Annotated in this window: 20 protein-coding genes; 12 read left to right on the top strand and 8 right to left on the bottom strand. The window is 75.0% G+C overall.

All coding sequences use genetic code 11. The annotated features are described in order from the left end of the window. Position 1: 1 nt before the first annotated feature. Both LG379_RS03340 and LG379_RS03335 read right to left on the bottom strand, forming a co-directional pair. A complete protein-coding gene (locus LG379_RS03340) occupies positions 2-3,403 on the bottom strand; it encodes an ATP-dependent DNA helicase (protein WP_225753150.1) in 3,402 nt (1,133 codons plus the stop codon). Then, complete coding sequence (locus LG379_RS03335) at positions 3,400-6,630, bottom strand: ATP-dependent DNA helicase (protein ID WP_225753149.1); 3,231 nt, start codon at positions 6,628-6,630, stop codon at positions 3,400-3,402. The genes LG379_RS03340 and LG379_RS03335 overlap by 4 nt, the downstream gene beginning before the upstream one ends. Before the next feature lie 69 nt (positions 6,631-6,699). Between LG379_RS03335 and LG379_RS03330 the strand changes: the two genes are divergently transcribed. From LG379_RS03330 to LG379_RS03320, 3 genes are all read left to right on the top strand, one after another. Continuing rightward, complete coding sequence (locus LG379_RS03330; protein ID WP_370634416.1) at positions 6,700-7,353, top strand: DUF6318 family protein; 654 nt, start codon at positions 6,700-6,702, stop codon at positions 7,351-7,353. 197 nt (positions 7,354-7,550) lie between these two features. Then, entirely contained in the window at positions 7,551-8,231 is a 681-nt protein-coding gene (locus tag LG379_RS03325) for a PKD domain-containing protein (protein ID WP_225753147.1), read from the top strand. A gap of 82 nt (positions 8,232-8,313) precedes the next feature. Further along, the gene (locus LG379_RS03320; protein WP_225753146.1) at positions 8,314-8,988 is read left to right on the top strand and encodes a heme oxygenase (biliverdin-producing); all 675 of its coding nucleotides are present in this window, start codon (positions 8,314-8,316) and stop codon (positions 8,986-8,988) included. 22 nt (positions 8,989-9,010) lie between these two features. On the opposite strand, the gene LG379_RS03315 is transcribed toward LG379_RS03320, so the two are convergent. Next, positions 9,011-10,006, bottom strand: coding sequence for a DUF3152 domain-containing protein (locus LG379_RS03315; RefSeq protein WP_225753145.1), 996 nt, complete (start codon positions 10,004-10,006; stop codon positions 9,011-9,013). 65 nt (positions 10,007-10,071) lie between these two features. Here LG379_RS03315 and LG379_RS03310 point away from each other — a divergent pair, with 65 nt between their 5' ends. Further along, positions 10,072-10,749, top strand: coding sequence for a TetR/AcrR family transcriptional regulator (locus LG379_RS03310; protein ID WP_225753144.1), 678 nt, complete (start codon positions 10,072-10,074; stop codon positions 10,747-10,749). Between the two features lie 133 nt (positions 10,750-10,882). After that, positions 10,883-11,107, top strand: coding sequence for a DUF3107 domain-containing protein (locus LG379_RS03305; protein WP_225753143.1), 225 nt, complete (start codon positions 10,883-10,885; stop codon positions 11,105-11,107). Positions 11,108-11,245: 138 nt separating this feature from the next. On the opposite strand, the gene LG379_RS03300 is transcribed toward LG379_RS03305, so the two are convergent. Next, entirely contained in the window at positions 11,246-11,965 is a 720-nt protein-coding gene (locus tag LG379_RS03300; protein WP_225753142.1) for a ferritin-like fold-containing protein, read from the bottom strand. Between the two features lie 288 nt (positions 11,966-12,253). Here LG379_RS03300 and LG379_RS03295 point away from each other — a divergent pair, with 288 nt between their 5' ends. The 3 genes from LG379_RS03295 to LG379_RS03285 all read left to right on the top strand — a co-directional run bounded on the left by LG379_RS03295 (position 12,254) and on the right by LG379_RS03285 (position 15,256). After that, a complete protein-coding gene (locus LG379_RS03295) occupies positions 12,254-13,957 on the top strand; it encodes a DEAD/DEAH box helicase (RefSeq protein ID WP_225753141.1) in 1,704 nt (567 codons plus the stop codon). Positions 13,958-14,130: 173 nt separating this feature from the next. After that, on the top strand, positions 14,131-14,607 hold the full coding sequence (locus LG379_RS03290) for a hypothetical protein (RefSeq protein ID WP_225753140.1): 477 nt from the start codon (positions 14,131-14,133) through the stop codon (positions 14,605-14,607). 43 nt (positions 14,608-14,650) lie between these two features. After that, a complete protein-coding gene (locus tag LG379_RS03285; protein WP_225753139.1) occupies positions 14,651-15,256 on the top strand; it encodes a hypothetical protein in 606 nt (201 codons plus the stop codon). On the opposite strand, the gene LG379_RS03280 is transcribed toward LG379_RS03285, so the two are convergent. After that, entirely contained in the window at positions 15,240-15,863 is a 624-nt protein-coding gene (locus tag LG379_RS03280; RefSeq protein WP_225753138.1) for a MarC family protein, read from the bottom strand. The genes LG379_RS03285 and LG379_RS03280 overlap by 17 nt on opposite strands. Further along, complete coding sequence (locus LG379_RS03275; RefSeq protein WP_225753137.1) at positions 15,860-16,702, bottom strand: PHP domain-containing protein; 843 nt, start codon at positions 16,700-16,702, stop codon at positions 15,860-15,862. Before LG379_RS03275 ends, LG379_RS03280 begins: the two co-directional genes overlap by 4 nt. A gap of 131 nt (positions 16,703-16,833) precedes the next feature. Here LG379_RS03275 and LG379_RS03270 point away from each other — a divergent pair, with 131 nt between their 5' ends. Next, a complete protein-coding gene (locus LG379_RS03270; RefSeq protein WP_225753136.1) occupies positions 16,834-18,408 on the top strand; it encodes an aminopeptidase P family protein in 1,575 nt (524 codons plus the stop codon). A gap of 25 nt (positions 18,409-18,433) precedes the next feature. Here the strand turns inward: LG379_RS03270 and LG379_RS03265 are convergent, their stop codons facing one another. Beyond that, the gene (locus LG379_RS03265) at positions 18,434-19,084 is read right to left on the bottom strand and encodes a general stress protein (protein WP_225753135.1); all 651 of its coding nucleotides are present in this window, start codon (positions 19,082-19,084) and stop codon (positions 18,434-18,436) included. An 86-nt stretch (positions 19,085-19,170) separates the two neighbouring features. On the opposite strand from LG379_RS03265, the gene LG379_RS03260 reads away from it, so the two are divergent. Further along, a complete protein-coding gene (locus LG379_RS03260; protein ID WP_225753134.1) occupies positions 19,171-20,496 on the top strand; it encodes a magnesium transporter MgtE N-terminal domain-containing protein in 1,326 nt (441 codons plus the stop codon). Continuing rightward, entirely contained in the window at positions 20,489-21,043 is a 555-nt protein-coding gene (locus LG379_RS03255) for a DUF1003 domain-containing protein (protein WP_225753133.1), read from the top strand. The genes LG379_RS03260 and LG379_RS03255 overlap by 8 nt, the downstream gene beginning before the upstream one ends. A 10-nt stretch (positions 21,044-21,053) precedes the next feature. Here the strand turns inward: LG379_RS03255 and LG379_RS03250 are convergent, their stop codons facing one another. Further along, positions 21,054-21,875 carry a maleylpyruvate isomerase N-terminal domain-containing protein gene (locus LG379_RS03250; protein ID WP_225753132.1) on the bottom strand — a complete coding sequence of 274 codons (822 nt, stop codon included), beginning with the start codon at positions 21,873-21,875 and terminating at the stop codon, positions 21,054-21,056. A 66-nt stretch (positions 21,876-21,941) separates the two neighbouring features. Between LG379_RS03250 and LG379_RS03245 the strand changes: the two genes are divergently transcribed. Next, the gene (locus tag LG379_RS03245; RefSeq protein ID WP_225753131.1) at positions 21,942-23,090 is read left to right on the top strand and encodes an Mrp/NBP35 family ATP-binding protein; all 1,149 of its coding nucleotides are present in this window, start codon (positions 21,942-21,944) and stop codon (positions 23,088-23,090) included. Positions 23,091-23,132: the final 42 nt, after the last annotated feature.

The following is a 23,132-nucleotide window of genomic DNA, read 5'->3' as shown; positions in this document are numbered from 1 at the left end:
CTCAGGGGCGCCACGCACCTCCCGCCAGCACCGCCTCCAGCTCCGCGACGTCAGGCAGGGCCGTCGGTCGGAGGGTCTCGCCGCTGCCGACGTAGTAGAACGCAGCGCGGACCTGGTCGAGCGGGAGTCCGCGCCAGCGGGACCACGCCAGGCGGTACAGCGCGAGCTGCAGCTCGCGGCTGCGCAGCGCCGCCGCGTCCGTGGGCGGCCGACCGGTCTTCCAGTCGACGACCACCACGCCCCCGTCGGGCTCGGGGAACACCGCGTCGATCCGCGAGCGCACCACGAGGCCGCCCACCGGCGTCTCGACGTCCACCTCGATGGCGAGCGGCGTCCGGCCGGCCCACTCCGAGGCCAGGAACGTCCGTTGCAGCTCCGCGAGCGCCGGGTCCTCGGTGACGGAGTCGTCGTCGGCGCCGGGAAGGGCGTCCAGGTCGACGAGCGCCGCTCGACCGAACCAGTGCTCCACCCAGGCGTGGAAGGCGGTGCCTCGCCGCGCGTGCAGCGACGGCGCGGTGGGGACCGGACGCCTCAGCTGTCGGGCGAACGCCTCACGGTCGTGCGCGAGACGGACGACCGCCGAGGCGGAGAGGTGCGCGGGAAGCCCGACGACGGAGCGCTCGGCCCGCCGCCGGCGCCGCTCGTCGAGGAGCACGTCGACGAGGTCACCCAACGCCGCCAGCTCGTGGGCGGTCTCGGCCTCGGGGGGCCTCGCGTCCCCGCGGTCGACGCCGGACGCCGCCGGACCCGGCGCGTCCTGGACGTCTGCGCCGAGGGCGGCGAGCACCGCACGCGCGGCACGGCCGACGCGCTCCTGACGGACCGCTCCGAGGGGGGCCGCCACGGGCCACTCCGCCGGGTCGACGGGCGGGGGTTCGGGCTTGCTCGGCGGCACGCCGTCCGATCCCGGGGGCGCCGTCCACACCAGCCGCTCGGCCGCCACCGTGTCGGCGTCCGCGACCTCCTCGAGGAAGGGCGACGTGGTGGTGGACGTCGCGCCGTCACGCCACCACGAGCCGGTGAGCAGCAGGTGACTGCGCGCGCGCGTGACGGCGACATAGGCCAGCCGCCGTTCCTCCTGCCGCAGGTGCGCGACGTTGTCCGCCTTGAAGGCGTCGAGCCGGTCGTGGAGGTCCGCGAGATCCTGCGCGCCGCTGAGCCGCAGCTGCGGGAGGCTGTCGCGGTCACCTCGCAGCGTCGTCGGGATGCTGCCGCGTTCGGTGATCCAGCCGTGGCTCTTCGGCTTGTCGGGGAACGTGCCCTCCACCAGTCCGGGGACGGCGACGACGTCCCACTCCAGGCCCTTGGAGGCGTGCACGGTGAGCAGCTGGACCGCGGCGGGGTCCATCTCCGCGACGGGGGCCTCGAGCCCGCGCTCCTCGCTCCGGGCGGCGTCCAACCACGCCAGGAAGGCGCCGACCCCGCTGACGTCCGCGGAGTCGCTGAACGATGCGGCGACCGCACGGAAGGCGTCGAGGTTGGCGCGGGCCGCCGCCGCACCACGTCCCGGGACAGCGGCCACCTCGATGTCCAGGGCGAGCACCCGCTCCGTCTCCGCCACCAGGTCCACGACGGGCAGGAACGCCTGCTGCCGCAGCGCCCGCAGCACGATGGCGAGCTGAGCCAGCCGGGACCGCCCGGCGTCGGACAGCGCGCGGCCCCGCGTGCTGACCCACCCGGGCGGGGGCAGCTCGTCCAGGGCGTCGACGATGCTGCGGTCGTCGACGACGTCCGGCTCCGCGTCCACCCGGTCCGTGCGCCCGTCCGACGACGACTCCTGCTCCTCGACGCCCGCCCCGCGTCGCGCAGCGACCCGCTGTGAGCGGCGGACCTGCTCACCGGCCCACTCGCCGAGCGCCGACAGGTCGGCCAGCCCGAGCCGCAGCCGTGGTCCGGTCAGCAGCCGCATGAGGGAGTCCCCCCGCGCCGGGTCGTGCACGACCTCGAGGGCGGCGACGAGGTCCACGACCTCAGGGGTGTTCAGCAGTCCGCCGAGGCCGACGACCTCGACGGGCAGGCCGGCGTCGCGCAGCGCCGTGTGCAGGAGGGCGAACTGGGACCGCTTGCGGCACAGGACCGCAGCCGTCACGGGCTCCGGCGCGCGATCGCCGTCGGCGGCGGCGACCGCCGCTCGGCCCTCGGCGAGCGCAGCCCGGTGGTGCGCGACGAACTCGGCGACGGCACGGGCCTCGTCCTCGACGGTGTCGAGCATCGCGACACCTACTCGCCCGTCGCCGGCACCGGGCCGAGCCCGCAGCACCGGGAGGTCCACGGCGTGCGACGTGCTGCGCAGCGGCGCGGCGACGACGTTCGCCGCAGCCAGGACCGCCTCGTCGTTGCGCCACGACGTCGACAGGGCGAGGACGTGTGCTGGTCGCGTACCGCCTGCCGTCCGCGCGGGGAACTGCTCCGGGAACCGCTCGAGACCGCCGGCGCTGGCGCCGCGCCAGCCGTAGATCGACTGGTGCGGGTCGCCGACGGCGGTCACCGCGTGGCCGATGCCCTCGCCTGCGCCGCCGAAGAGGTGGCTCAGCAGCTGCAGCTGCGCCACCGACGTGTCCTGGTACTCGTCGAGCAGGACGACCGCGAAGCGGTCGCGCTCCGCCCTGCCCACCTCGGCGACCTCCCGTGCGAGTCGGGCGGCGATGGCGACCTGGTCGGAGAAGTCGATGAGGTCGTGGGCCCGCTTGCGGGCGGTGAACTCCACGACGAGGTCGACGAGGGCCACGCGGTCCCGGAGGGAGGCGGCGACCTTCTCGACCGCCGTGCGGTGCGCCGCCTTGGGCTTCTCGCCGACGGGCACGGACGTGAGCACCTCGACGAAGCGCTCCGCCTCCTCCCTGAGCCGGTCGGGCTCGCACAGGTGCTCGCCGAGCGCGCCGGCGAGGTCGAGGACGGCGGCGGTGACCGTGGACGGAGCCAGGTCCAGCCCGAGGTCGACGGCCCAGTGCTCGACGACGTCGTAGGCGAGCTGCCAGCGGGCTGCCTCGCCGAGCAGCCGCGACCCCGGCTCGATGCCGAGACGCAGGGCGTGGTCGCTCACGAGGCCCGAGGCGTAGGAGTTGTAGGTAGCGATGGTCGGCGCCACGAGCGCGGAGCTCTCGGCGCCGATCCCCCGGCGCCGGAGCGCCCGCAGGCGGCGACCGACCCGCTCCGAGAGCTCCCCCGCGGCCTTGCGCGTGAACGTCAGCCCGAGGATCCGGTCGGGCTCGACCAGACCGTTGGCGATGAGGTGCACGACGCGAGCGGACATCGTCTCGGTCTTGCCGGACCCGGCACCGGCGACGACGAGCACGGGGTCGAGCGGTGCCTCGATCACGGCCACCTGCTCCGGGGTCGGCGGGTGCTGGCCGAGCCGCAGGGCGATCTCCGTGGCGTCGAGCCCGACGGTGGTGACGGTCATGCGCCCACCGTCCGGCCCTCGTCGTGGACCGGGCACGAGCGACGCACCGGGCACACCCGGCACAGGGCGTTCTCGCGGGCCGCCATGACGGATCCGCTCACGGTCGTCGCCACCTCATGGATGAGCTCGTCCGCCCACCGTGGTCGGGCGTCCTCCGCCAGGGCACCCTGCGCCTTGACCGCCGGGTTCTTGTTCACGGTGCCGACGTAGACGAGCGCCGCACCGGCGCTGCGGGCAGGCTCGCCGACGACGTCGTCGAACGCACCGGCGTCGACGGCGACCTGGTAGGCGCCGAGCTGGGCATGCCGCTCGGTGTCCGCCCTGGTCGCCTGGGACCTCCCGGTCTTGAGGTCCACGACACGCACGAGGGCGGTGCCGTCCTCTGCCCGGCCGACGCGCTCGATGCGGTCGACGGCACCGCGGAGGACCACACCGCCGAGGTCGACACGGAAGTCCCGCTCGACCGCGACCACCTCGTGACCGGACCGGAGGTACCGCCCGAGGTGGTCGAGCATCCGATCGGCACGACGGTGTTGCGCGGCCGCGATCCACCCCTCCGCGAGCCCCAGCCGGGGCCACAACCGGTCCAGCTCCTCGCGCAGCCGCTGCGCGTCGCCGTCGGGGACGGCCGCGGCGACCTCGTGCAGCAGGGTGCCGAGCGACTGCTCGCCCGACTGCCCGGGCCGCCCGCCGGCCTCCTCCAGGGCCCAGCGCAGGGCGCACGTGGTGACGGACTCGAGCCGGGACGGAGAGAGCGTCACGATCGCGCCCGGTTCCCACAGCGGAGCGAGCGTGGAGTCGCTGCGGGCTCCGACCCACTCGTCGGGGTGGGCGCCGGGCGCCTCCTCGCGCGCGAGCCGGGCCAGCAGGGCCGCGGCCGGATCGTCGGGCCCCGGCGCGCCGGTGGCCGCAGCGGCCTCGAGGAGCGCACGGCACCGCGCCACCGCCCCCCGCAGGTCGAGCGAACCGGGCACGGTGACGTGCCGGTCCCGCTCGTCCTCGTCGTCCTCGGGCGCGAGGTCGACGAGGTCCACGAACGCGGACGGCTGGTGATCGGCGTCGTCGACCGCCGTGACCACGAGCCGGCGCGTCGCGCGGGACACGGCGACGGCGAAGGCGCGGAGCTCGTCGTCGAGGACGGCGGTCCGTGCAGCCGCCGCGTCCTGGAGTCCGGGCACCGCTCGACCCGCGAGCACGTCCACCAGCTTCTGGGCACCCAGCATGGAGTCCCGCAGACGCAGGTCGGGCCACGTGCCCTCCTGCACGCCGGCGACCACGACGAGGTCCCACTCCCCGCCGGCGGCACCCGCCGCGGTGAGCAGCGAGACGGCCTGCGTCGTGTCCCCCTGCGCCGCCAGGGTGTCCGCGGGCAGGTCCTGGGACTCCAGGTGCTCGAGGAAGGCCGTGACCGGCGCCTGCGTGAGTCGGTCGACGAACTGCTCCGCCGCCTTGAACAGCGCGAGGACCGCGTCGAGATCGCGGTCCGCCCTCGCTCCGCCGGGTCCGCCGGCCAGGGCGGTCCTCCGCCAGGGCTCCGCGAGCCCTGACGTCTCCCACACGGCCCACAGCACGTCGAGGACCGTCGCTCCGGGCTCCTGAGCGGCGGCGGCGCCGGACGCGAGCACGTCGATCACGCGCCGGACCGGTCGGCGCACGGCGGCGGGGAGCGCGTCGACGCGCGCGCCGTCGGCCACCAGCTCCGTGAGCAGCGCGTCGCTCGCACGCCCGCCACCATGCGCCACCTCCTCGGCGCGCAGCGTCCGCCGCAACCGGCGCAGGCCGACGGAGTCCAGCCCGCCGAGCGCCGATGTCAGCAGCGCTGCGACGTCCTCCGCCGACGGCGGCTCGTCGGCGACCGCGCACGAAGCGGCCAGCAGCAGGGGGCGAACGGCCGGCTCGGAGCGCAGCGGCAGGTCGCTGCCGACCACCGTGACCGGGACCTGAGCGCCGAGGAGGGCGCGACGCAGCTCACCGAGCTGTGCGCCGGAGCGCACGACCACGGCCATGCGGTTCCACGGCAGGTCCTCGTGCAGTCGCGCCGACCGCAGGACGTAGGCGACGTAGGCCGACTCCTGGGCCGGGGACCGGAGCAGCGCGACGCGCACCTCGCCGGGCGGGGCGTCGTCGGCGGCGGACGCGCCGCGCGAAACGCGGTCCGGCCCGTGGATGTGCCGCGTGACGGCGCCGACGGCGGCCCGGAGCGCGGATCCGTGACGACGCACCACGGGAAGCGTCAGCTCGACCGCCGCGAAGGCACCGAGCTCCCCTCCCACCGGACCGACGGAGGCCCGGTCGACGAGCCCCGGGGTCGCCCCGCGGAAGGTCTGCACGGCGCTGTCGGGGTCGGCCAGGAGCACGAGGTCCGACCCGTCGTCGACGAGGGCGTGCAGGAGGCGAGCCGTGGCCGCCGTCGCCTCCTGGTAGTCGTCGACCACGACCAGGGCCCAGCGCGGCCGTGGGGAACCCGGCACCTCCGACTCCCACGCCCGCAGCGCCTCGGCGGCCTCGTCGACCACCACGGCGGGGTCGAAGCGGCTCCCGACGTCGGGGGTGCCGGTCCGCAGGCGGGTCACGGCCATGTACTCCGCGTAGACGGTGGCAGCGGCCATCCACTCCGGGCGATCGTGCTTGCGGCCCAGTCGCTGCAGGTCCTCGGGCCGCAGGCCCCGCTCTGCGGCACGCATGAGCAGGTCACGCAGCTCGTCCCGGAACGCGCGCACCGCGAGCGCCTCCGCCGGCACGGACGGCGGCCACCGGACGTCGGCACCTTCGCCCGCCGCGTGCCCCGCCAGGAGGTCAGCGAGCACGAGGTCCTGCTCCGGGCCGGTGATGAGGGCCGGCGGCGGCTCCCCGAGCAGGGCCGCCCGCGCACGCAGGACGGAGAAGGCCGCCGACGCGGCGGTACGGACCACCGGCTGCCCGGTCGTGCGGACGAGCCGCGCCGAGAGCTGGTCGCGCAGGTGTGCCGCGGCACGGCGCGTCGGCGCGAGCAGCAGCACGTCCTCCGGTGCCAGCGCCCCGGAGGACACCCTGTCGACCGCGAGCGCGAGGGCTGTCGTCGTCTTGCCGCTGCCGGCCGCGCCACGCACCAGCAGCGCGGGACCTCGGTGCTCCAGCACCGCACGCTGGACCTCGTCCAGCGCAGGCGACGGCGCCGCGAGAGGCGGCGGGAGCAGGGTCAGCGACACGGCGACGATCCCATCACAGCGCACCGACACCACGTCCACCGGCGACGGCACCGTCCACAGCGCGGTGGGCCGGGCCTTCGCAGGCCGCGGACCTCCCGCTAGGGTCCGATGCTCATGAGACAGGGGGCGTTTCTGAGTGGTCGTCGCACGCGCCGGCCGGGCCGACGGCGGAGCGCGGTGATCGCCATGGTCGTCTCCGCGGGGCTGGCGGGGTGCACCGGTGGGTCCGCCGCTCCGGAGCCCACGCCGAGCCCTCCCGCGTCCGCCCCGGCCACCTCGCCGGCACCCACGCCGACGGCGGCCGCCGAACCCACACCTGAGCCGCTCACCGCGCCCGTGCGGCCGCCGGAGATGAGCCAGCCCGACGAGGCGGGCGCGATCGCCGCGGCAGAGTACGCGCTGCTCGTCGCGCACTACGCCGTGGTCAGTGGCGACCTCACGGAGTGGGACCGACTGGCGACGTCCGACTGCGGGTTCTGCGCAAACATCCGTCAGTCCGTGACGGACGCGTACGGCCCTGGCGGTCGGTTGGAGGGCGGTGCGTTCACCCTCGGGGACGGCACCGTCGTCGCCACAGATCCGTCTATGAACATCTTCGCCGTTGACATCCCCTATGCGAACGCGGCGGTCAACGAGTACGACTCGGCGGGCGCACTGGTAGACACGGAACCGCCTGGTGACGGGATCTTCACTCTCGAGGTCATCCCGGCTAGAGGCGGGTGGCGGCTCCTGGGCGCCGCAGCCAGAGGCTCCGACGAGTGATGAGCTCTGTTCGCAAGCCCGCAGCGGCTGTTATCGCGGTGTCGATCGTCATCGCGCAGCCGTGGGCAACTTCCGCGGCGGAGTCCGACCGCGGCTATTTCGGCGGGCAGTCTGAGGCAAGCGACATTGTGATCGGCGGAGGTCGGTCACGAGCATCGACACCGGCCGCGAGCGCTACACCGCAACGCCAAGCTGCCATGACCCACAGCTTTAAGCGGATGCCCGACCAGGTCTGCGGGTCCCTCGCCGGCGCTGCCGCGTCACCGACGACGTGCGTCGACGGCGCCGGCACGGTTGACGTCGTCCGATCCTGCGCGGACGGGACGGCCGCCCTGGACCCGCTCTTCCGCCGCCCCACCGACCCGACCACCGGGCTGTTCACCGGCCCGTGGGAGCAGGTCGACGACGGCGGGTGCCCCGAGGACCCCGCGGTGACCGTGGCGATGACAGCGGAGGACTTCCGGCGGCTACCCCTGGTCCCCTCGACACCGTCGTACCAGCCGGTCGACGGCCGCGGCCTCGTCAACAAGCCGCTCATCGTCTACACGGATCCGGCGCCCCAGACGCTCGCGACGACCGTGCTCGGTGTGCCCGTCACGGTGCGCGCCACCCCGGTGCAGTACGCGTGGGACTTCGGCGACGGCGCCTCCCCGCTCGTGACGACCGACCCCGGTGCCCCGTACCCGGATGACACCGTCTCGCGTCCTTACGCGGTCCCGGGCGAGTACGCCGTGCGGCTCACGACGACCTGGAGAGGGGAGTTCCGAGTCAGCGGCACGGGTCCGTGGACCCCCGTCGACGGCACCGCGACCACCACCTCCGCTCCCTTCACCGCTACCGTCGAGGAGGCGATCCCGCGCCTCGTCGCCGGCCCCTGACAACGGCCGACCCCACCGCGGCCGAGCGGCGGCGCGGAGTGCGCTCGGGTAGCGTCGCCGTTCCACCACGCGAGGGGCCACCGTGCACGACACCACGACGATCACCGGCCCGGCGCTGTCAGCCGCGCTGCGCGCCGGGACCCGCGCGGAGCACGCGGCCGCGAAGGAGACCCCTTTCGTCGAGCACCTCCTCAACGGGCGCCTCGACCTCGCGGCGTACACCGACCTGGCCGTCCAGCAGCACGCGATCTACACCGCCCTGGAGTCGGCCGGGGACCACGCCCTCCAGCACGACCCCGACGCAGCCGGCGTCGTGCTCGACGAGCTGCGCCGGGTGCCCTCCATCGAGGCGGACCTGCACCACCTCCTCGGGCCCCAGTGGCGCTCCCGCGCCCGCGTGCTGGACGCGACGCGCGCCTACGCCGACCGCCTCCTCCAGACCGGCTCGCGCCTGACGCTCTGGGTGGCTCACGCCTACACGCGCTACCTCGGCGACCTGTCCGGTGGGCAGGCCATCCACCGTGCCCTGCAGCGGCACTACGGCCTGGCCGACGACGGCCTGTCGTTCTACCGCTTCACCGCCGTCCCCCGGCTGAAGCCCCTGAAGGACCTCTACCGCGAGCGGCTCGACGCCCTTCCCCTCACGACGTCGCAACGACGCGACGTGGTGGCCGAGGCGCAGGCGGCGTTCCGCCACAACCGCGCCGTGCTGGCCGCCCTCGGCGCGCGCCACCCGGGACCCGCGGACGCTCGCTGAGCCTGGTCGGCGGACTGTCCGCCTAGGACGCGTCGGGGTACGGCCACCCGTTGGGCACGCAGGGCGCGACCTGGATCGTCTGCTGCTGCATGATCGGCGCAACCTGCCCGGCGCCCGGGCAGCCCACGTGGCGCCGGCCGAGCAGGTGACCGACCTCGTGGTTGACGAGGTACTGCCGGTACTGGGTGAGGTCCGTGAACTCCTCCGTGCCCTGCACCCACCGCATGTGGTTGAGCGCCGCGTGACCGTACGCCCCGCACGAGTACAGGCTCTCCGTGCGCAGCGGGGCGCACATCTCGTCGACCTTCTGCGGCGAGGCGAGCACGACCCGCAGCTCCGCGTCACCGTCGGTGCGTGCGAAGGACACCTCGCCCTCCGCGACCCATCCTCGGGGGTCGTTGAGGGCATCCATCACCGTGCGGGCGAACAGGGCGCCGTCGACCTCCAGCCCCGCCTCCACCTCCACCCGCACCGTCCGGACCCGGCGGTCGGGCAGCGGGGCCGGCTCCGAGCCGGGCACGACGACCAGCTCGCCGCCCGCCGCCGCCGGCGTCGCCAGGCTGAGCAGGCCCGCCGCGGCGTCCGCCGGCGTCATGCCGTCGGGCAGGGCGGGCTCGACCGGCGCGGCGAGCTCGACGGGCGGGGCGGGCTGGACCGGCGCGGGGACCTGAGGCAGCACGTCGGCGATGGGCTCCCGGTCGGGGGTCACCCCGGGGGCCGACCCTGCAGCAGAGTCCCCGACCACGCCGCGCACAGTGGGGGCATCGGCTCCGCCGTCACCCTGCACGACCCCGGCGGAGCGCACGTCCTGCATCGGGGCCGCGTCGGTCACGGACGCCGTCACGCCGCCGACCGGACCGGTGACGACGTCGACCAGCGCGGCCGCGGCGGTCCCGCTCGCGAGGGCGAGCACCGCCCCGACGACCAGCGCCGAGCGGCCGACCCAGCCGGGCGCCCGCGACCGCAGCGCACGATGACGGCCGTGGGCCGATCGGGTCACGCGCGCGGAGGGGGGCACCACCCCATCGTGACATCGCGAGGTCGTCGCGGCACAGGGTGGCTCGTCGTCGCTAGCATCGACGGATGACCGACCCGGCGGGACGTCCCCGCGCCGCGCGGATGGCCGCCGGGGCACGGCGCGCGCAGGTCCTGCAGGTCGCACAGGAGCTCTTCGCCCGCGAGGGCTACCACCACGTGTCGATGGACGACATCGCCGACGCCGCCGAGGTGAGCAAGCCGGTCCTGTACCGGCACTTCCCCTCCAAGCTCGACCTGTACCTGGCCGTCGTCGACCACCGCGGTGAGGCGCTCGTGGCGCGGATCGATGCGGCCCTGGCCGCGATCCCCACCGGGGAGGGTGACACCACGGGTCGCGACGTCGTCCGCGCGATCGTGCGTGCGTACGTCGAGTTCGTCGAGCAGGCCGGCGAGTCCTTCTCCCTGCTCTTCGAGTCCGACGTCACGCGCGACGCCGACGTGCGCCTGCGCGTGGAGCACGCCTCCGCGGAGGCCGCCCGCGCCATCTGCCGCGGTCTGCAGGGCGTGGCGGGGCTGCCGGACGCCGAGGCACGGCTCGCGGGCGCCGCGCTCGTCGGGATGGCGCAGGTCGCCGCGACGACCAGGTACCGGACCGGTGACGTAGAGGTCGACGCCGCGGTCGAGCTCGTCACCGACCTGTCCTGGCGGGGGGTCGCCGGCCTCGTCCGCGGGCGTGGTGCGGCGAGCGGTCCGGAGGCCTCGACCACCGACGACGCCCGCTGACCGACGGGTCGTCGGGTCGTCGGGGACGGTGATCGCTCTCGGCGGACAGAGGCCGCCCGGGCACCGTCTGGGCGAGGACGCGTGCCTAGGATGGCGCGCAGGTTCCGAACCCCGACGGCTGAGGAGTATGGACGTGGAGATCACGATCGGCGTGCAGAACGTGGGGCGCGAGCTGGTGTTCGAGACCGACAAGTCGGCCGACGAGGTGTCGGAGTCCGTGGCGCAGGCGATCGAGGCGGGCGCGGCCCTCCGGTTCACGGACACCCGCGGCCGCCACTACCTCGTGCCGAGCGCGACCGTCGCCTACGTCGAGATCGGCAGCGACGAGACCCGCCGGGTCGGCTTCCACAACATCTGACCGGCGGGCGGGCGCCGTCCCGCCCCCGTACGCGTCCGACGGCGGCCCCCTTGCGGGCCGCCGTCGTCGTCTCACGGCGCGACAAGCGGTTCAGGTCCCGGGCGGCTCACCGCCGCGGCCCCTCACCACCCGGCCGGCTCACGCGGCGAGGCCGAGCCGCCCCATGCGCCGGCTGTGCTCGGCGGTGAGCAGGGCGAACAGCCGCTGCTGGGCGTCCGGGCCGCGCTCGTCGGTCATCGCCGCCTCGAGCAGCGGCCGCATCTCGGGGTGCGCGGCGAGCACCGCCGACACAGAGTTGAGCGCCTCGCCGACCAGTCGCCGCCCCCACAGGGCCAGGCGTGAGGCGAGCGTCGGGTCGGCCTCGGCCGCCCGGGCGAGGGAGCGCACGACCAGGTCGGTGTGGACCTCGCCCTCGAGCACCTCCTCGACCACCGCGCGCGTCCGCTCGTCGACCGTCCTGGCGAGGGCGCGGCAGAAGTCGTCGGCCACCCCGTAGCCCACGTACGCCTTGAGCAGGCGCTCCCACCAGGTGCTCGGCACGGTGCGGGTGTCGAACTCGACCAGCACACCGGCGTGCGGGGCCATGACGGGCTCCAGGTCGCCACCCAGCTCGACGATCCGTTCCCGGACCCGGTCGAGGTGGCTCAGCGACTCGCGGGCGAGCTCGCTCAGCTCGAGCCGCTGCGCCAGGGTGGGCGCGAGGCCGGCGTCGGCAGCCAGGCGGGAGAACGCGGCGAGCTCGAGGTACGCCACCATGCCCAGGACGGCCAGCGAGTCCTGCACCGCTGCGCTGCCGGTCGACGCCGGGCCGCCCGAGGGGGCCGACCCGGCGGCGTCGGACGTCGTGGTTCCGCTCATCCCGCCAGGCTAGTCCCGGGCCGCTCCCGGCCCGTCGAGACCCTCCTCCCGCACGCGCGCACGCCGTCCGATACGATCAGCCCGTTCATTCGGTTGACCGGTCGTCCCGACATCCTCGCCCCGGACCTTCGCCGGGGTCGGCCCTTCGCGATCGGCTACCGGCCCCATCCGCGGCGCGGCCCGCTCCGGTACGAGTCCGGGACCCGACACCCGCAGCCCCGGCTGCGACGAGGTCCCGACGACCACCCGACGCGTGTGGCCCCGCGGCAGACACCGTGGAGTACCCGCATGTCAGAGACCACCGACCAGACGACCGACCTGACCCCCGACCAGCTGGACGAGAGCCTCCCCGAGCCGATCGTCGCCGCGCCGGCGGACGTCCCGGTCCAGCAGACCTTCGCCGACTTCGGCATCCGCGCCGAGATCGTCGACGCCCTCGCCGACTCGGGGATCACCCACCCGTTCCCGATCCAGGCGCTCACGCTGCCGGTCGCGCTCTCGCGGCACGACATCATCGGCCAGGCCAAGACCGGCACGGGCAAGACGCTCGGCTTCGGCCTGCCGCTGCTCGAGCACGTCGTCGCCCCGGACGAGGACGGCTTCTCCACGCTGCCGGCGCCCGGCAAGCCGCAGGCGGTCGTCATCGTGCCGACGCGCGAGCTCGCCGTGCAGGTGGCCGGCGACCTCGAGACCGCGTCGCGCCGGCGCTCGGTCCGCATCGTGCAGATCTACGGCGGTCGCGCGTACGAGCCGCAGGTCGAGGCGCTGCACCGCGGGGTCGAGGTCGTGGTCGGCACGCCCGGCCGCATGATCGACCTCATGAACCAGGGCCACCTGGACCTCACGCGCGCCAAGACGATCGTGCTGGACGAGGCGGACGAGATGCTGGACCTCGGGTTCCTGCCCGACGTCGAGAAGCTCCTCGCCAAGACACCGGCGACACGCCACACGATGCTCTTCTCGGCGACCATGCCCGGCGCCGTGGTCGCGATGGCCCGCCGCTACATGACCCAGCCGACCCACATCCGGGCGGCCGACCCCGACGACGACGGCGCGACCCTCAAGGCGATCAAGCAGGTCGTCTACCGCGCGCACGCGCTGGACAAGGTGGAGATGCTCGCACGCATCCTCCAGGCGCGCGGCCGTGGCCTGACCATCGTCTTCGCCCGGACGAAGCGCACCGCGGCCAAGGTCTCCGACGACCTGGCCGAGCGCGGCTTCGCGGCCGGCGCCATCCACGGCGACCTCGGCCAGGGTGCGCGCGAGCAGGCCCTGCGCGCCTTCCGCTCCGGGAAGATCGACGTCCTCGTCGCGACCGACGTCGCGGCGCGCGGAATCGACGTCGACGACGTCACGCACGTCATCAACTACCAGTGCCCCGAGGACGAGAAGACCTACCTGCACCGGACCGGACGCACCGGTCGCGCCGGTCGGACCGGGACCGCGGTCACCTTCGTCGACTGGGACGACATCCCGCGCTGGGGCCTCATCGACCGCGCGCTCGACCTCGGGTTCCCCGAGCCGATCGAGACCTACTCCTCCTCGCCGCACCTGTACGACGAGCTGGACATCCCCGGGGGCACCAAGGGCCGGCTGCCGAAGACGGCGCAGACGCGCGCGGGCCTCGGCGCGGAGACCCTCGAGGACCTCGGCGAGACCGGCAAGCGTGGCGGCAAGCGCCCCGGCGGCGAGGGCCGTGACAGCCGCGACGGCGGACGTGACGGCGGACGCGGTGGCCGCGACGGTCGGCGTGGTGGTCCCCGGGACGGCGACGCCCCGACGCGGGGCCGCCGGTCCGAGGACGCCGAGCCCCGGCGGCACCCTCGCCGCGGCGTCGACACCGACGACGTGACGGAGGCCCGGACCGGAAGCACCTCCGGACCGGAGCAGCAGACCGCCGAGGCCGGCGAGGGTCGCCCGCGGCGGCGCCGCAACCGCCGCCGGACGAGCGGCGACCGGTCGACGGAGAGCCCCGCCCCCGCGGAGGCCTGAGGGCTGCCGTCGCGGCACGCCCGCTGCTACCTTCCTGACCGTCGGGAGACACCGTCCATCGACCGCCGGAGGACGTCATAGTCGCCGAGCGCACCGGCCCGGGACAGGTCCGCGGGCCGGCGACCCCCCGGTGGGCCGGCGCACGCGCGACGGCGGCAGCGGTCGCCGCGTACGTGGTCAGCCTCCTCGCGCTCCAGCTCAGCGATGCGTCGGTGCAGCGCTACGACGACGCGACGAAGCCGGACCTGCGCGCGGGCGGCTACTCGCGGGACGACCTCGTCGAGCTGCTCGCGGCCTACGGCCCTGAGGGGAGGGTCGCCTACGGCGTCAACCTCGTCGTGGACACGGTGTACCCCCTGGCCCTGGCGGCGGCGACGGTGCTCCTCGCGGCACGCGCCTTCGACGGGCGTCGCCGCTGGCTGTGGGCGGCCCCGCTGGCCTTCGCGGGCCTCGACGTCGTCGAGAACGTCCTGCTCGGGGTCGCGACAGCCGTCCACCCCGACGTGCCGGCTGCGCTCGTCGCGGTGTCCTCGCCGCTGACCCAGGTCAAGCTCGTGACGTTCCTCGCGACGATGGCGGTGCTCCTGGTGTCGGTCGCCGTGGTGGTCGTCCGGTGGTGGCGCGGCAGGTCGGTGCGGCCGTCGGCCTGATCTCGGGGCGCACGACACGCCCCGGGCGGGGCAGCATGCGGGCATGAGCCTCTACGCGGACGTGCCTGCCCTGCGGACGCGGCAGGTCCTCGGTGACCTGCTCGTCCTGCTCTGGGTCCTGCTGTGGGTGGGGATCGGCAAGGCCGTGCACGAGCAGGTGAGCCGGCTCGCCGCACCCGGCCGCACGATCGAGGACGCCGGCCGCTCGCTCGAGGACGGCCTGCGGTCGGCGGGCCGCGAGGTCGCCCGCACGCCCCTGGTCGGGGACGACCTGCAGGTGCCGTTCGAGGGCGCCGGCGATGCCGCCGCCTCGCTCGCCGCGGCCGGGACCGCCGTGCAGGACGGGGTCGCCCGCGCCGCGCTCCTCACCGCCCTGGCGGTCGCGGCGTGGCCGATCGTGCTCGTCCTCGGTGGCTGGGTCGTGCACCGGTGGCGGCAGGCGCGGCGGCTCGCCGTCGGCCGCCGGCTGGTCGCGACCCCGGCGGGCCGGGACCTGCTCGCCCTGCGCACGCTGGCGCACGCACCGCTGCGCTCGCTCACGGACGAGGACGTCGCGGGGTGGCGGCGCGCGGACCCGGACGCCGTCGCACGGCTGGCGGCCCGCGGCGCCCGCGACCTCGGTGTGCGGGCGGTCAGCCCGCCTCGATGAACGCCCGCACCGCGTCCGCGACGAGCTGCACGGCGATCGCCGCGAGCAGGAGGCCCGCGATGCGGCTGATGAGGATGGTCCCGCTGTCCTTGAGCACGCGGTGGATGACGTTCGCGAACCGCATCGACAGCCACAGGCACAGGTGCACGCCGACGATCCCCAGGGCGATGGCGACCCAGTCGGCCAGGTCCTCGGCGCGCTGCACGAACACCATGGTGGCGACGATCGCGCCGGGGCCGGCGAGCAGCGGCGTGCCGAGCGGGACGAGCGCCACGTTGACGCCCGTCGCACCGGACGGCTGCGCGGCGGACTCCATCTTCCCCGTGAGCAGCTCCATCGCGACGAGCAGCAGCAGCAGGCCCCCCGACGCCTGCAGCGCGGGCAGCGAGATGTGCATGTACGACAGCAGCTGCTGACCGAACAGCGCGAAGCTGACGATGACGCCGAACGCCACGAGGATCGCCTGCCGCGCCGCCCGGTTCCGCTGCCGCCCCGTCATGGCGCCGGTCAGCCCGAGGAAGATCGGTACCGTCCCCGGCGGGTCCATGATCACGAAGAGCGTGACGAAGACCTCCGCGAGCACCCTCGCGTCGAGGAAGTCGCTCACCGACCCACCACCGGCCACCGTCCCTGGTCCACGATCCGCTCGAGCACCTCGGGCGCCGTCGTGCGCTCGCCGAGGAGGTTGGGCTTGCCCGCACCGTGGTAGTCGCTGGAGCCGGTGACGAGGAGCCCGAGCGAGTGTGCCAGGTCCAGGAGGTGCTCCGTCTGGGACCCCGTGTGGTCGCGGTGGTGCACCTCGAGCCCGGCGAGGCCTGCGTCGGCCATCCTCCGGATCGTCGCCTCGCCGACGACGGCGCCGCGCACCGAGGCGGCCGGGTGCGCCATGACGGGCACGCCACCGGCCGCCCGCACCAGGCGCACGGCGGTGACGGCGTCGGGCGCGTGGTGCGGCACGTAGTACGGCGAGCCGGTCGCCAGCAGAGAGTCGAACGCCGCGGAGCGGTCCGGCACGTGGCCGAGCGCGACGAGGGCGTCCGCGACGTGAGGGCGGCCGACCGTGGTGCCCGGCTCCGTCTGCGCCTCGACGTCGGCCCACGTGATCGGGAGGTCCTGCGCCAGCAGCTCGACCATGCGGTGCGCCCGGTGCAGCCGCGACTCGCGGGTGAGGTCCAGCTCGGCCAGCAGGGCCGCGTCCGACGGGTCGTGCAGGTAGCTGAGCAGGTGCACGCTCACGCCCCCGGCGCGGCAGGAGATCTCGATGCCGGGAACGAGCACCACGCCGTGCTCCAGCGCCGCCGCGGACGCCTCCGCCCAGCCGGCGGTGGTGTCGTGGTCCGTCAGGGCGACGACGTCCAGACCGGCTTCCGCGGCACGCGCCATCACCTCACCCGGCGCGTCGGTCCCGTCGGAGACCGTCGAGTGGGTGTGGAGGTCGATGCGCACGAGGACCCAGGGTACGGCCGCGGGCGCCACCGGATCGGCGCGGGCGCCGCGGCCGTGGCCCCCGGGCGAGCGATGCGGGCGGCGCGCAGCGTGCTCGGAGCCGGTTGGACAGCGGTGCGACGATGGTCCGCATGACCGAGAGCACCGCCGCACCCGGCACCCCCTCCACCGGCGCCACCACCCCGGCCCCGCAGACCGCGCCCGAGACGTCGCCGAGGGACCAGGCCCTGGCCGACCGCGGGTCCAACCGCTCGCAGCGACCCAGCTCGCCCGCGTTCCGTCGCTTCATCGCCGAGCGGTGGGCCGACCGTCCCGCGGGGACGCCGGCGCCGCTGCCGTCGGCCCCGTACGCGGCCGCCCGGCGCGCCCGGATCAGCGAGCTGTTCCCGGGCGAGCGTCTGGTGCTGCCCGCCGGCCCGCTCAAGACCCGGTCGAACGACACGGACTACCGGTTCCGCCCGCACTCGGCGTTCGCCCACCTCACCGGGCTCGGCACGGACCAGGAGCCCGACGCCGTGCTCGTGCTGCACCCCACCGACGACGGCGGGCACGAGGCCGTCCTGTACTTCCGCCCACTGGCCGGCCGGGACACCGAGGAGTTCTTCGCCGACGCCCGGTACGGGGAGTTCTGGGTCGGCGCGCGCCCGACCCTCGAGGACCTCGCGGCGCTCACCGGCGTGACCACGGCCGCCCTGTCCGAGCTCGCGGACGCGCTCGCCAAGGACGTCGGCGAGGGCGGCGTGCGGGTCCGGGTCGTCCCCGGGGCCGACGACGCCGTCGCGGCGCAGGTCGACGAGGCACGCTCCGGCACCGCCTCGGCGGAGGAGTCCGCGGCGGCGGACGCCGAGCTCGCCGAGGCGCTGTCCGAGCTGCGGCTGGTCAAGGACGAGCACGAGGTCGAGCAGATGCGCGCGGCCGTCGCGGCGACTGTCGCCGGGTTCGCGCGCATCGTGCGCCACCTCCCTCGTGCGGTCGAGCACCGCCGCGGGGAGCGCGTCATCGAGTCGAGCTTCGACGGTCACGCCCGCGAGGAGGGCAACGCCGTGGGGTACGAGACGATCGCGGCGTCCGGGGACCACGCGACCACGCTGCACTGGACGCGCAACGACGGCGAGGTCCGCACCGGGGACCTCGTGCTCGTCGACGCCGGTGTCGAGGTGGACTCCCTCTACACCGCCGACATCACCCGGACGCTGCCCGTCGACGGCACGTTCACCGACGTCCAGCGGCGCATCTACGAGGCGGTCCTCGACGCCGCGGACGCGGCGTTCGCCGTCGCCGTGCCCGGGTCGCGGTTCCGCGACGTGCACGCCGCGGCCATGGAGGTCATCGCGGCCCGCCTGGCCGAGTGGGGCCTGCTGCCGGGGACCGTCGAGGAGTCCCTCGCGCCCGAGGGGCAGTTCCACCGCCGCTGGATGGTGCACGGCACCAGCCACCACCTGGGCATCGACGTGCACGACTGCGCCCAGGCCCGCCGCGAGACGTACCTCGACGCCGTGCTCGAGCCCGGCATGGTCTTCACGATCGAGCCGGGTCTGTACTTCAAGGCGGATGACCTGGCCGTGCCGGAGGAGTACCGCGGGATCGGCGTGCGCATCGAGGACGACGTCCTCGTCACCGCCGACGGGAACGAGAACCTCAGCGCGGCGCTCCCCCGCCGCCCCGACGAGATCGAGTCCTGGATGGCGGGGCTGCTCGGCCGCTGACCCGCCGCCCCGGCCCCGGCTCCGCTCAGCCGCGGGGGTCGGCCGGCGGCTGCGCCGGAGGCGCCGCGGGGGGCTGCTCCGGGGAGGACGCGGGCGTCGGCGGCTGCTGCGGCACCGTCGGCTGGGCCGTGGGCGGGTGCTGAGTGGTCGCGTGCGGCGACGTCGGCTGCTGCGGCGGCGGCCACGGGCGCCCCCCACCGAGCTCGGCGAGCAGGCCCCGTGCCTTGTGGGCGTGCTCGCCCTCGCACAGCACCGCGTACTGCGACGCCACGATCTGGCTGGCGGAGGTGAAGTCGCGCTTCCCACCCGTGAACGCGTAGGAGATGACCGAGAAGAGGATCCCGAACGCCGCGCCGATGGCGATGGCGGGGAAGATGATCGACCCGCCGCCGGTGGGCGCCGCGAAGAACGACAGCAGCAGGCCGACGAAGAGGCCGAACCAGGCGCCCGACGCGAGCCCGGCCAGCGCCACGCGGGAGTAGGTGAGCCGGCCCGTGACCCGCTCCACCATCCGCAGGTCCGTGCCGACGATCGTCACGTGCTGGACGGCGAACTCCTTGTCCGACAGGTGGTCGACGGCCTTCTGGGCCTCCAGGTACGTGTCGTAGGACGCGATCTGCTCTCCCCGCGGAGGCGTCGGGACGGCAGGCGGTCGGGTGCTGCGGCTGAGGCTCATGGGCAGATTCTCCCCCGGCACAAGATCACGGGCCACATGCCGGGTCGCCGCCGGGCGCGAGAGGGGTCCGCCACTACGCTGACGACGTGAGCGCGACGCGGGTCTTCGCCGCGCGCCTGGCCGGGACCACGGTGTTCGACCCTCTGGGCGACCAGGTCGGCCGGGTGCGCGACGTCGTCGTGCTCCTGCGCGCCAAGGGCGCTCCCCGGGCCGTCGGGCTGGTCGTGGAGGTGCCCGGCCGGCGTCGGGTGTTCCTCCCGCTCACGCGCGTCACGAGCATGGACACCGGCGCGGTCATCAGTACGGGCCTGGTCAACATGCGGCGCTTCGAGCAGCGCGCGTCGGAGACGCTGGCGATCGGCGAGCTGCTCGACCGCCACGTCGAGCTCCTCGACGGCTCGGGCGAGGCGACGATCGTCGACGTCGCCATGGAGCAGCAGCGCAACCGCGACTGGCTCGTCACCAAGCTCTTCGTGCGGCGGCAGAAGCCGGGCAAGTCCGGGCTCGGCCTGCGCCGCCGGGGCGAGACCGTCCTCGTCGACACGACGGCGGTGCGCAGCCTCGCCGGTGGTGGCCCGGAGCTGCAGGGCGCCGAGCTGCTGCTCGCGTCCTACGAGGACTCCAAGCCCGCGGACCTGGCCGACGTGCTCCACGACCTGGGCGACGCCCGGATGGTCGAGGTCGCGGCGGCCCTCCCGAACGAGCGCCTCGCCGACGTGCTCGAGGAGCTGCCCGAGGACGACCAGGTCGCGATCCTGTCGGGCCTCGGCGTCGAGCGCGCCGCCGACGTCCTCGACGCCATGCAGCCCGACGACGCCGCGGACCTGCTCAGCGAGCTGCCCGTCGAGCAGGCCACCGAGCTGCTCGAGCTCATGGAGCCCGACGAGGCGCGCGACGTCCGCCGCCTGCTCGCCTACCGGGAGGACACGGCCGGTGGTCTCATGACCACCGAGCCGATCGTGCTCGGCCCGGAGACCTCGGTCGCGGCGGCGCTGGCGCACCTGCGCCGGCAGGACATCACGCCGGCGCTCGCCTCGATGGTCTTCGTCTGCCGGCCTCCCCTGGAGACGCCGACGGGACGGTTCCTCGGCGTCGTGCACTTCCAGCGGATGCTGCGCGAGCCGCCGTCGGAGTCCATCGGCGGCCTGCTCGACGCGGAGATCGAGTGGGTGGCGGCGGACGCCGGGCTCGGCACGCTCACCCGCCTCCTCGCCCAGTACAACCTCCTCGCGCTGCCCGTCCTGGACGCGGAGCGGCGGCTGCTCGGCGCGGTCAGCGTCGACGACGTCCTGGACCACCTCCTGCCGTCCGACTGGCGCGAGGCCGAGGACGAGGCGACGGACGCGGCGATCGAGGCGGCCCAGGCGCAGCAGAACCAGCTCCAGGCGCAGCGGGAGGCCGCCGGTGGCTGAGCGCCTCGACCAGCCGCGCGAGGTGCGCCGGACGTTCCTGTCCCGCCCGCAGCTGGGCGACGACGCCGTCGGCCGGATCTCGGAGGGCATCGCGCGGTTCCTCGGCACCCCGCGGTTCCTGCTGTACCTCACGCTCTTCTGCGCGGCGTGGCTCGTCTGGAACAGCTGGGGTCCGGAACGCCTGCGGTTCGACAGCGCGGAGTTCGGCTTCACCGCGCTGACCCTCATGCTGTCCCTCCAGGCCTCCTACGCGGCGCCGCTCATCCTGCTCGCCCAGAACCGGCAGGCCGACCGCGACCGCGTGTCGGCGGAGCAGGACCGCAGCCGCACCGAGCGGTCGCTCGCAGACACGGAGTTCCTGGCGCGGGAGATGGCCTCGCTGCGCATCGCCCTCGGTGAGGTCGCGACCCGCGACTTCGTGCGGTCCGAGCTGCGCAACCTCCTCGAGGAGATCGAGGAGGCACGCGCCGCGGAGCGTGCGGCCGACCGTCCGGCCGACGACGACGACGCGCCCGTGCCCGAGGGCGGTCCGCGGCACCGCAGCTGACGGTCGCGCCCTACTGCGTCGCCTCGACCATCAGCTGCCGCACCCGCTCCAGCAGCGCCGCGCCCCCCGGCCCGCTCACGTCGAAGCCGTCGGCCGGCCCGCGACCCCACAGCCACATGTCGAGCTCCCACGCGGGGGCGCGGACGAGCAGGTCGACGTCGTCGCGCGCCGCGCCGGTGACGTCGGCACCGTGGGCCGCGACGTCGCGCTGCACCGCGGCGGCGTCGAGGTCGTAGGGGGTGCCGGACTCCGGACCGGTGCCGGTGAACCGGCCCAGCCGCAGCAGCCACGACGCGTCGACGTTCGTGCACTCCAGCCGCACGGTCACGCCGTCGGGCGTGAAGGTGCCCCAGTCCGGGACGCCGTCCAGCATGACGTGCAGCACCTCGTCGACGCCGTCGGCGGCGAGCTCGACGGTCGGCGGGGTGACCGCCCGGCCCGCCGTGAGCTCCGCGTCGACGCGGTGGACGACCGCCTCGTGCGCCTGCCGGCGGGCCACCCAGGCCACCGTGCCGCCGTCCTCGTGCCAGGACCACGCGGCGTCGTCGGGCGCGGCCTCCGCGAGCGCGCCGGCCAGCTCCGTGCCCGCGGTCGCCGCGAGGGTGCGCAAGGCGTCGAGGTCCTCGGGGCGGTCCGGCGCCACGACGGCCTCGCCGTGCGCACCGCGGACCACCGCGGCCCAGTGGTGCTGCACCTCCGCGACGTGCCACAGCAGGTCGGCCGCGGTCCAGTCGCAGGTCGGCACGGGCGCGTCGGCGTCCGTCGTCCCCAGAGCGTCCAGGAACCGCTCGGTCTCCTCGCGCACGGCGAGGACGTACGTGTCGTACTCCATCTGCGCAGCGTAGGACCGGCGGGGCCCGGCCACGAGGCACCCGGCCGCCCGACCTACGATGGACGCATGCCCCTCCCCACCGTCGAGGCCGTCACCGCCGCGCTCGCCACCGTCCTGGACCCCGAGATCCGTCGACCGATCACGGACCTCGGCATGGTGCGCTCCGTGGAGGTCGCCGACACGGACGCCGACGGCCTGCACGCGGTGACCGTCGGCATCGACCTCACCACCGGCGGCTGCCCCCTGCGGGACACGATCACCAAGGACGTCACGGCGGCCGTCGGCCGCGTCGAGGGCGTCGGCGAGGTGGTCGTGACCATGGGCGTCATGGACGAGGAGCAGCGCGCGAAGCTGCGGTCCACGTTGCGGGGAGGGGTGGCCGAACCCGTCATCCCGTTCGCCCAGCCCGACAGCCTCACCCGCGTCTACGCCATCGCCTCGGGCAAGGGCGGGGTCGGGAAGAGCTCCGTCACCGCGAACCTCGCGGTCGCGATGGCGCAGGAGGGCCTGTCGGTGGGCGTGGTCGACGCCGACGTCTACGGCTTCTCGATCCCCCGCATGCTGGGCATCACGCAGCAGCCCACCAAGGTCGACGACATGATCATCCCGCCGATCGCGTACGGCGTGAAGGTCATCTCGATCGGCATGTTCGTGCCCGCGGGTCGACCGGTCGTGTGGCGCGGGCCGATGCTGCACCGGGCGCTGCAGCAGTTCCTGGCAGACGTCTTCTGGGGCGACCTCGACGTCCTCCTGCTCGACCTGCCGCCCGGGACGGGCGACATCGCGATCTCCGTGGCGCAGCTGCTGCCGGCCAGCGAGCTCGTCGTCGTGACCACGCCGCAGCAGGCCGCGGCCGAGGTCGCCGAGCGGGCCGGGTCCATCGCGCTGCAGACGCGTCAGCACGTCGTCGGCGTCGTGGAGAACATGTCGTGGCTGGAGCAGCCGGACGGCACCCGGCTGGAGGTCTTCGGCTCCGGGGGCGGGCAGACGGTCGCCGACAACCTCGCCCAGGCGACCGGCACCGCGGTGCCCCTCCTGGGGCAGGTGCCCCTGGACCTCGCGCTGCGCGCAGCGGGGGACGCCGGCACGCCGGTCACGCTCACGGCACCGGACTCCCCCGCGGCCGCGGTGCTGCGCGACGTCGCGCGCACCCTGACCCGCCGGTCCCGCGGTCTCGCGGGGCGCTCGCTCGGCCTCACACCCGCCGGCCGCTGACGCCGCGTCGGCGACCCGCGCGCGTGTTGCCTTCTGTTCGTT

Origin of the sequence: Actinotalea sp. Marseille-Q4924, from assembly GCF_916618755.1 — a bacterium.
In the GTDB taxonomy this organism is placed as follows: domain Bacteria; phylum Actinomycetota; class Actinomycetes; order Actinomycetales; family Cellulomonadaceae; genus Actinotalea.
Note: the sequence above shows the minus strand (reverse complement) of the source record. Positions and strands in the feature narration are given on the sequence as shown.

Excerpts from the sequence above, each read along its gene's own strand:
- LG379_RS03340 (WP_225753150.1), bottom strand. The coding sequence starts at position 3,403 with ATGACCGTCACCACCGTCGGGCTCGACGCCACGGAGATCGCCCTGCGG.
- LG379_RS03330 (WP_370634416.1), top strand. The coding sequence starts at position 6,700 with ATGCTCATGAGACAGGGGGCGTTTCTGAGTGGTCGTCGCACGCGCCGG.
- LG379_RS03325 (WP_225753147.1), top strand. The coding sequence starts at position 7,551 with ATGACCCACAGCTTTAAGCGGATGCCCGACCAGGTCTGCGGGTCCCTC.
- LG379_RS03310 (WP_225753144.1), top strand. The coding sequence starts at position 10,072 with ATGACCGACCCGGCGGGACGTCCCCGCGCCGCGCGGATGGCCGCCGGG.
- LG379_RS03300 (WP_225753142.1), bottom strand. The coding sequence starts at position 11,965 with ATGAGCGGAACCACGACGTCCGACGCCGCCGGGTCGGCCCCCTCGGGC.
- LG379_RS03295 (WP_225753141.1), top strand. The coding sequence starts at position 12,254 with ATGTCAGAGACCACCGACCAGACGACCGACCTGACCCCCGACCAGCTG.
- LG379_RS03285 (WP_225753139.1), top strand. The coding sequence starts at position 14,651 with ATGAGCCTCTACGCGGACGTGCCTGCCCTGCGGACGCGGCAGGTCCTC.
- LG379_RS03270 (WP_225753136.1), top strand. The coding sequence starts at position 16,834 with ATGACCGAGAGCACCGCCGCACCCGGCACCCCCTCCACCGGCGCCACC.
- LG379_RS03265 (WP_225753135.1), bottom strand. The coding sequence starts at position 19,084 with ATGAGCCTCAGCCGCAGCACCCGACCGCCTGCCGTCCCGACGCCTCCG.
- LG379_RS03250 (WP_225753132.1), bottom strand. The coding sequence starts at position 21,875 with ATGGAGTACGACACGTACGTCCTCGCCGTGCGCGAGGAGACCGAGCGG.
- LG379_RS03245 (WP_225753131.1), top strand. The coding sequence starts at position 21,942 with ATGCCCCTCCCCACCGTCGAGGCCGTCACCGCCGCGCTCGCCACCGTC.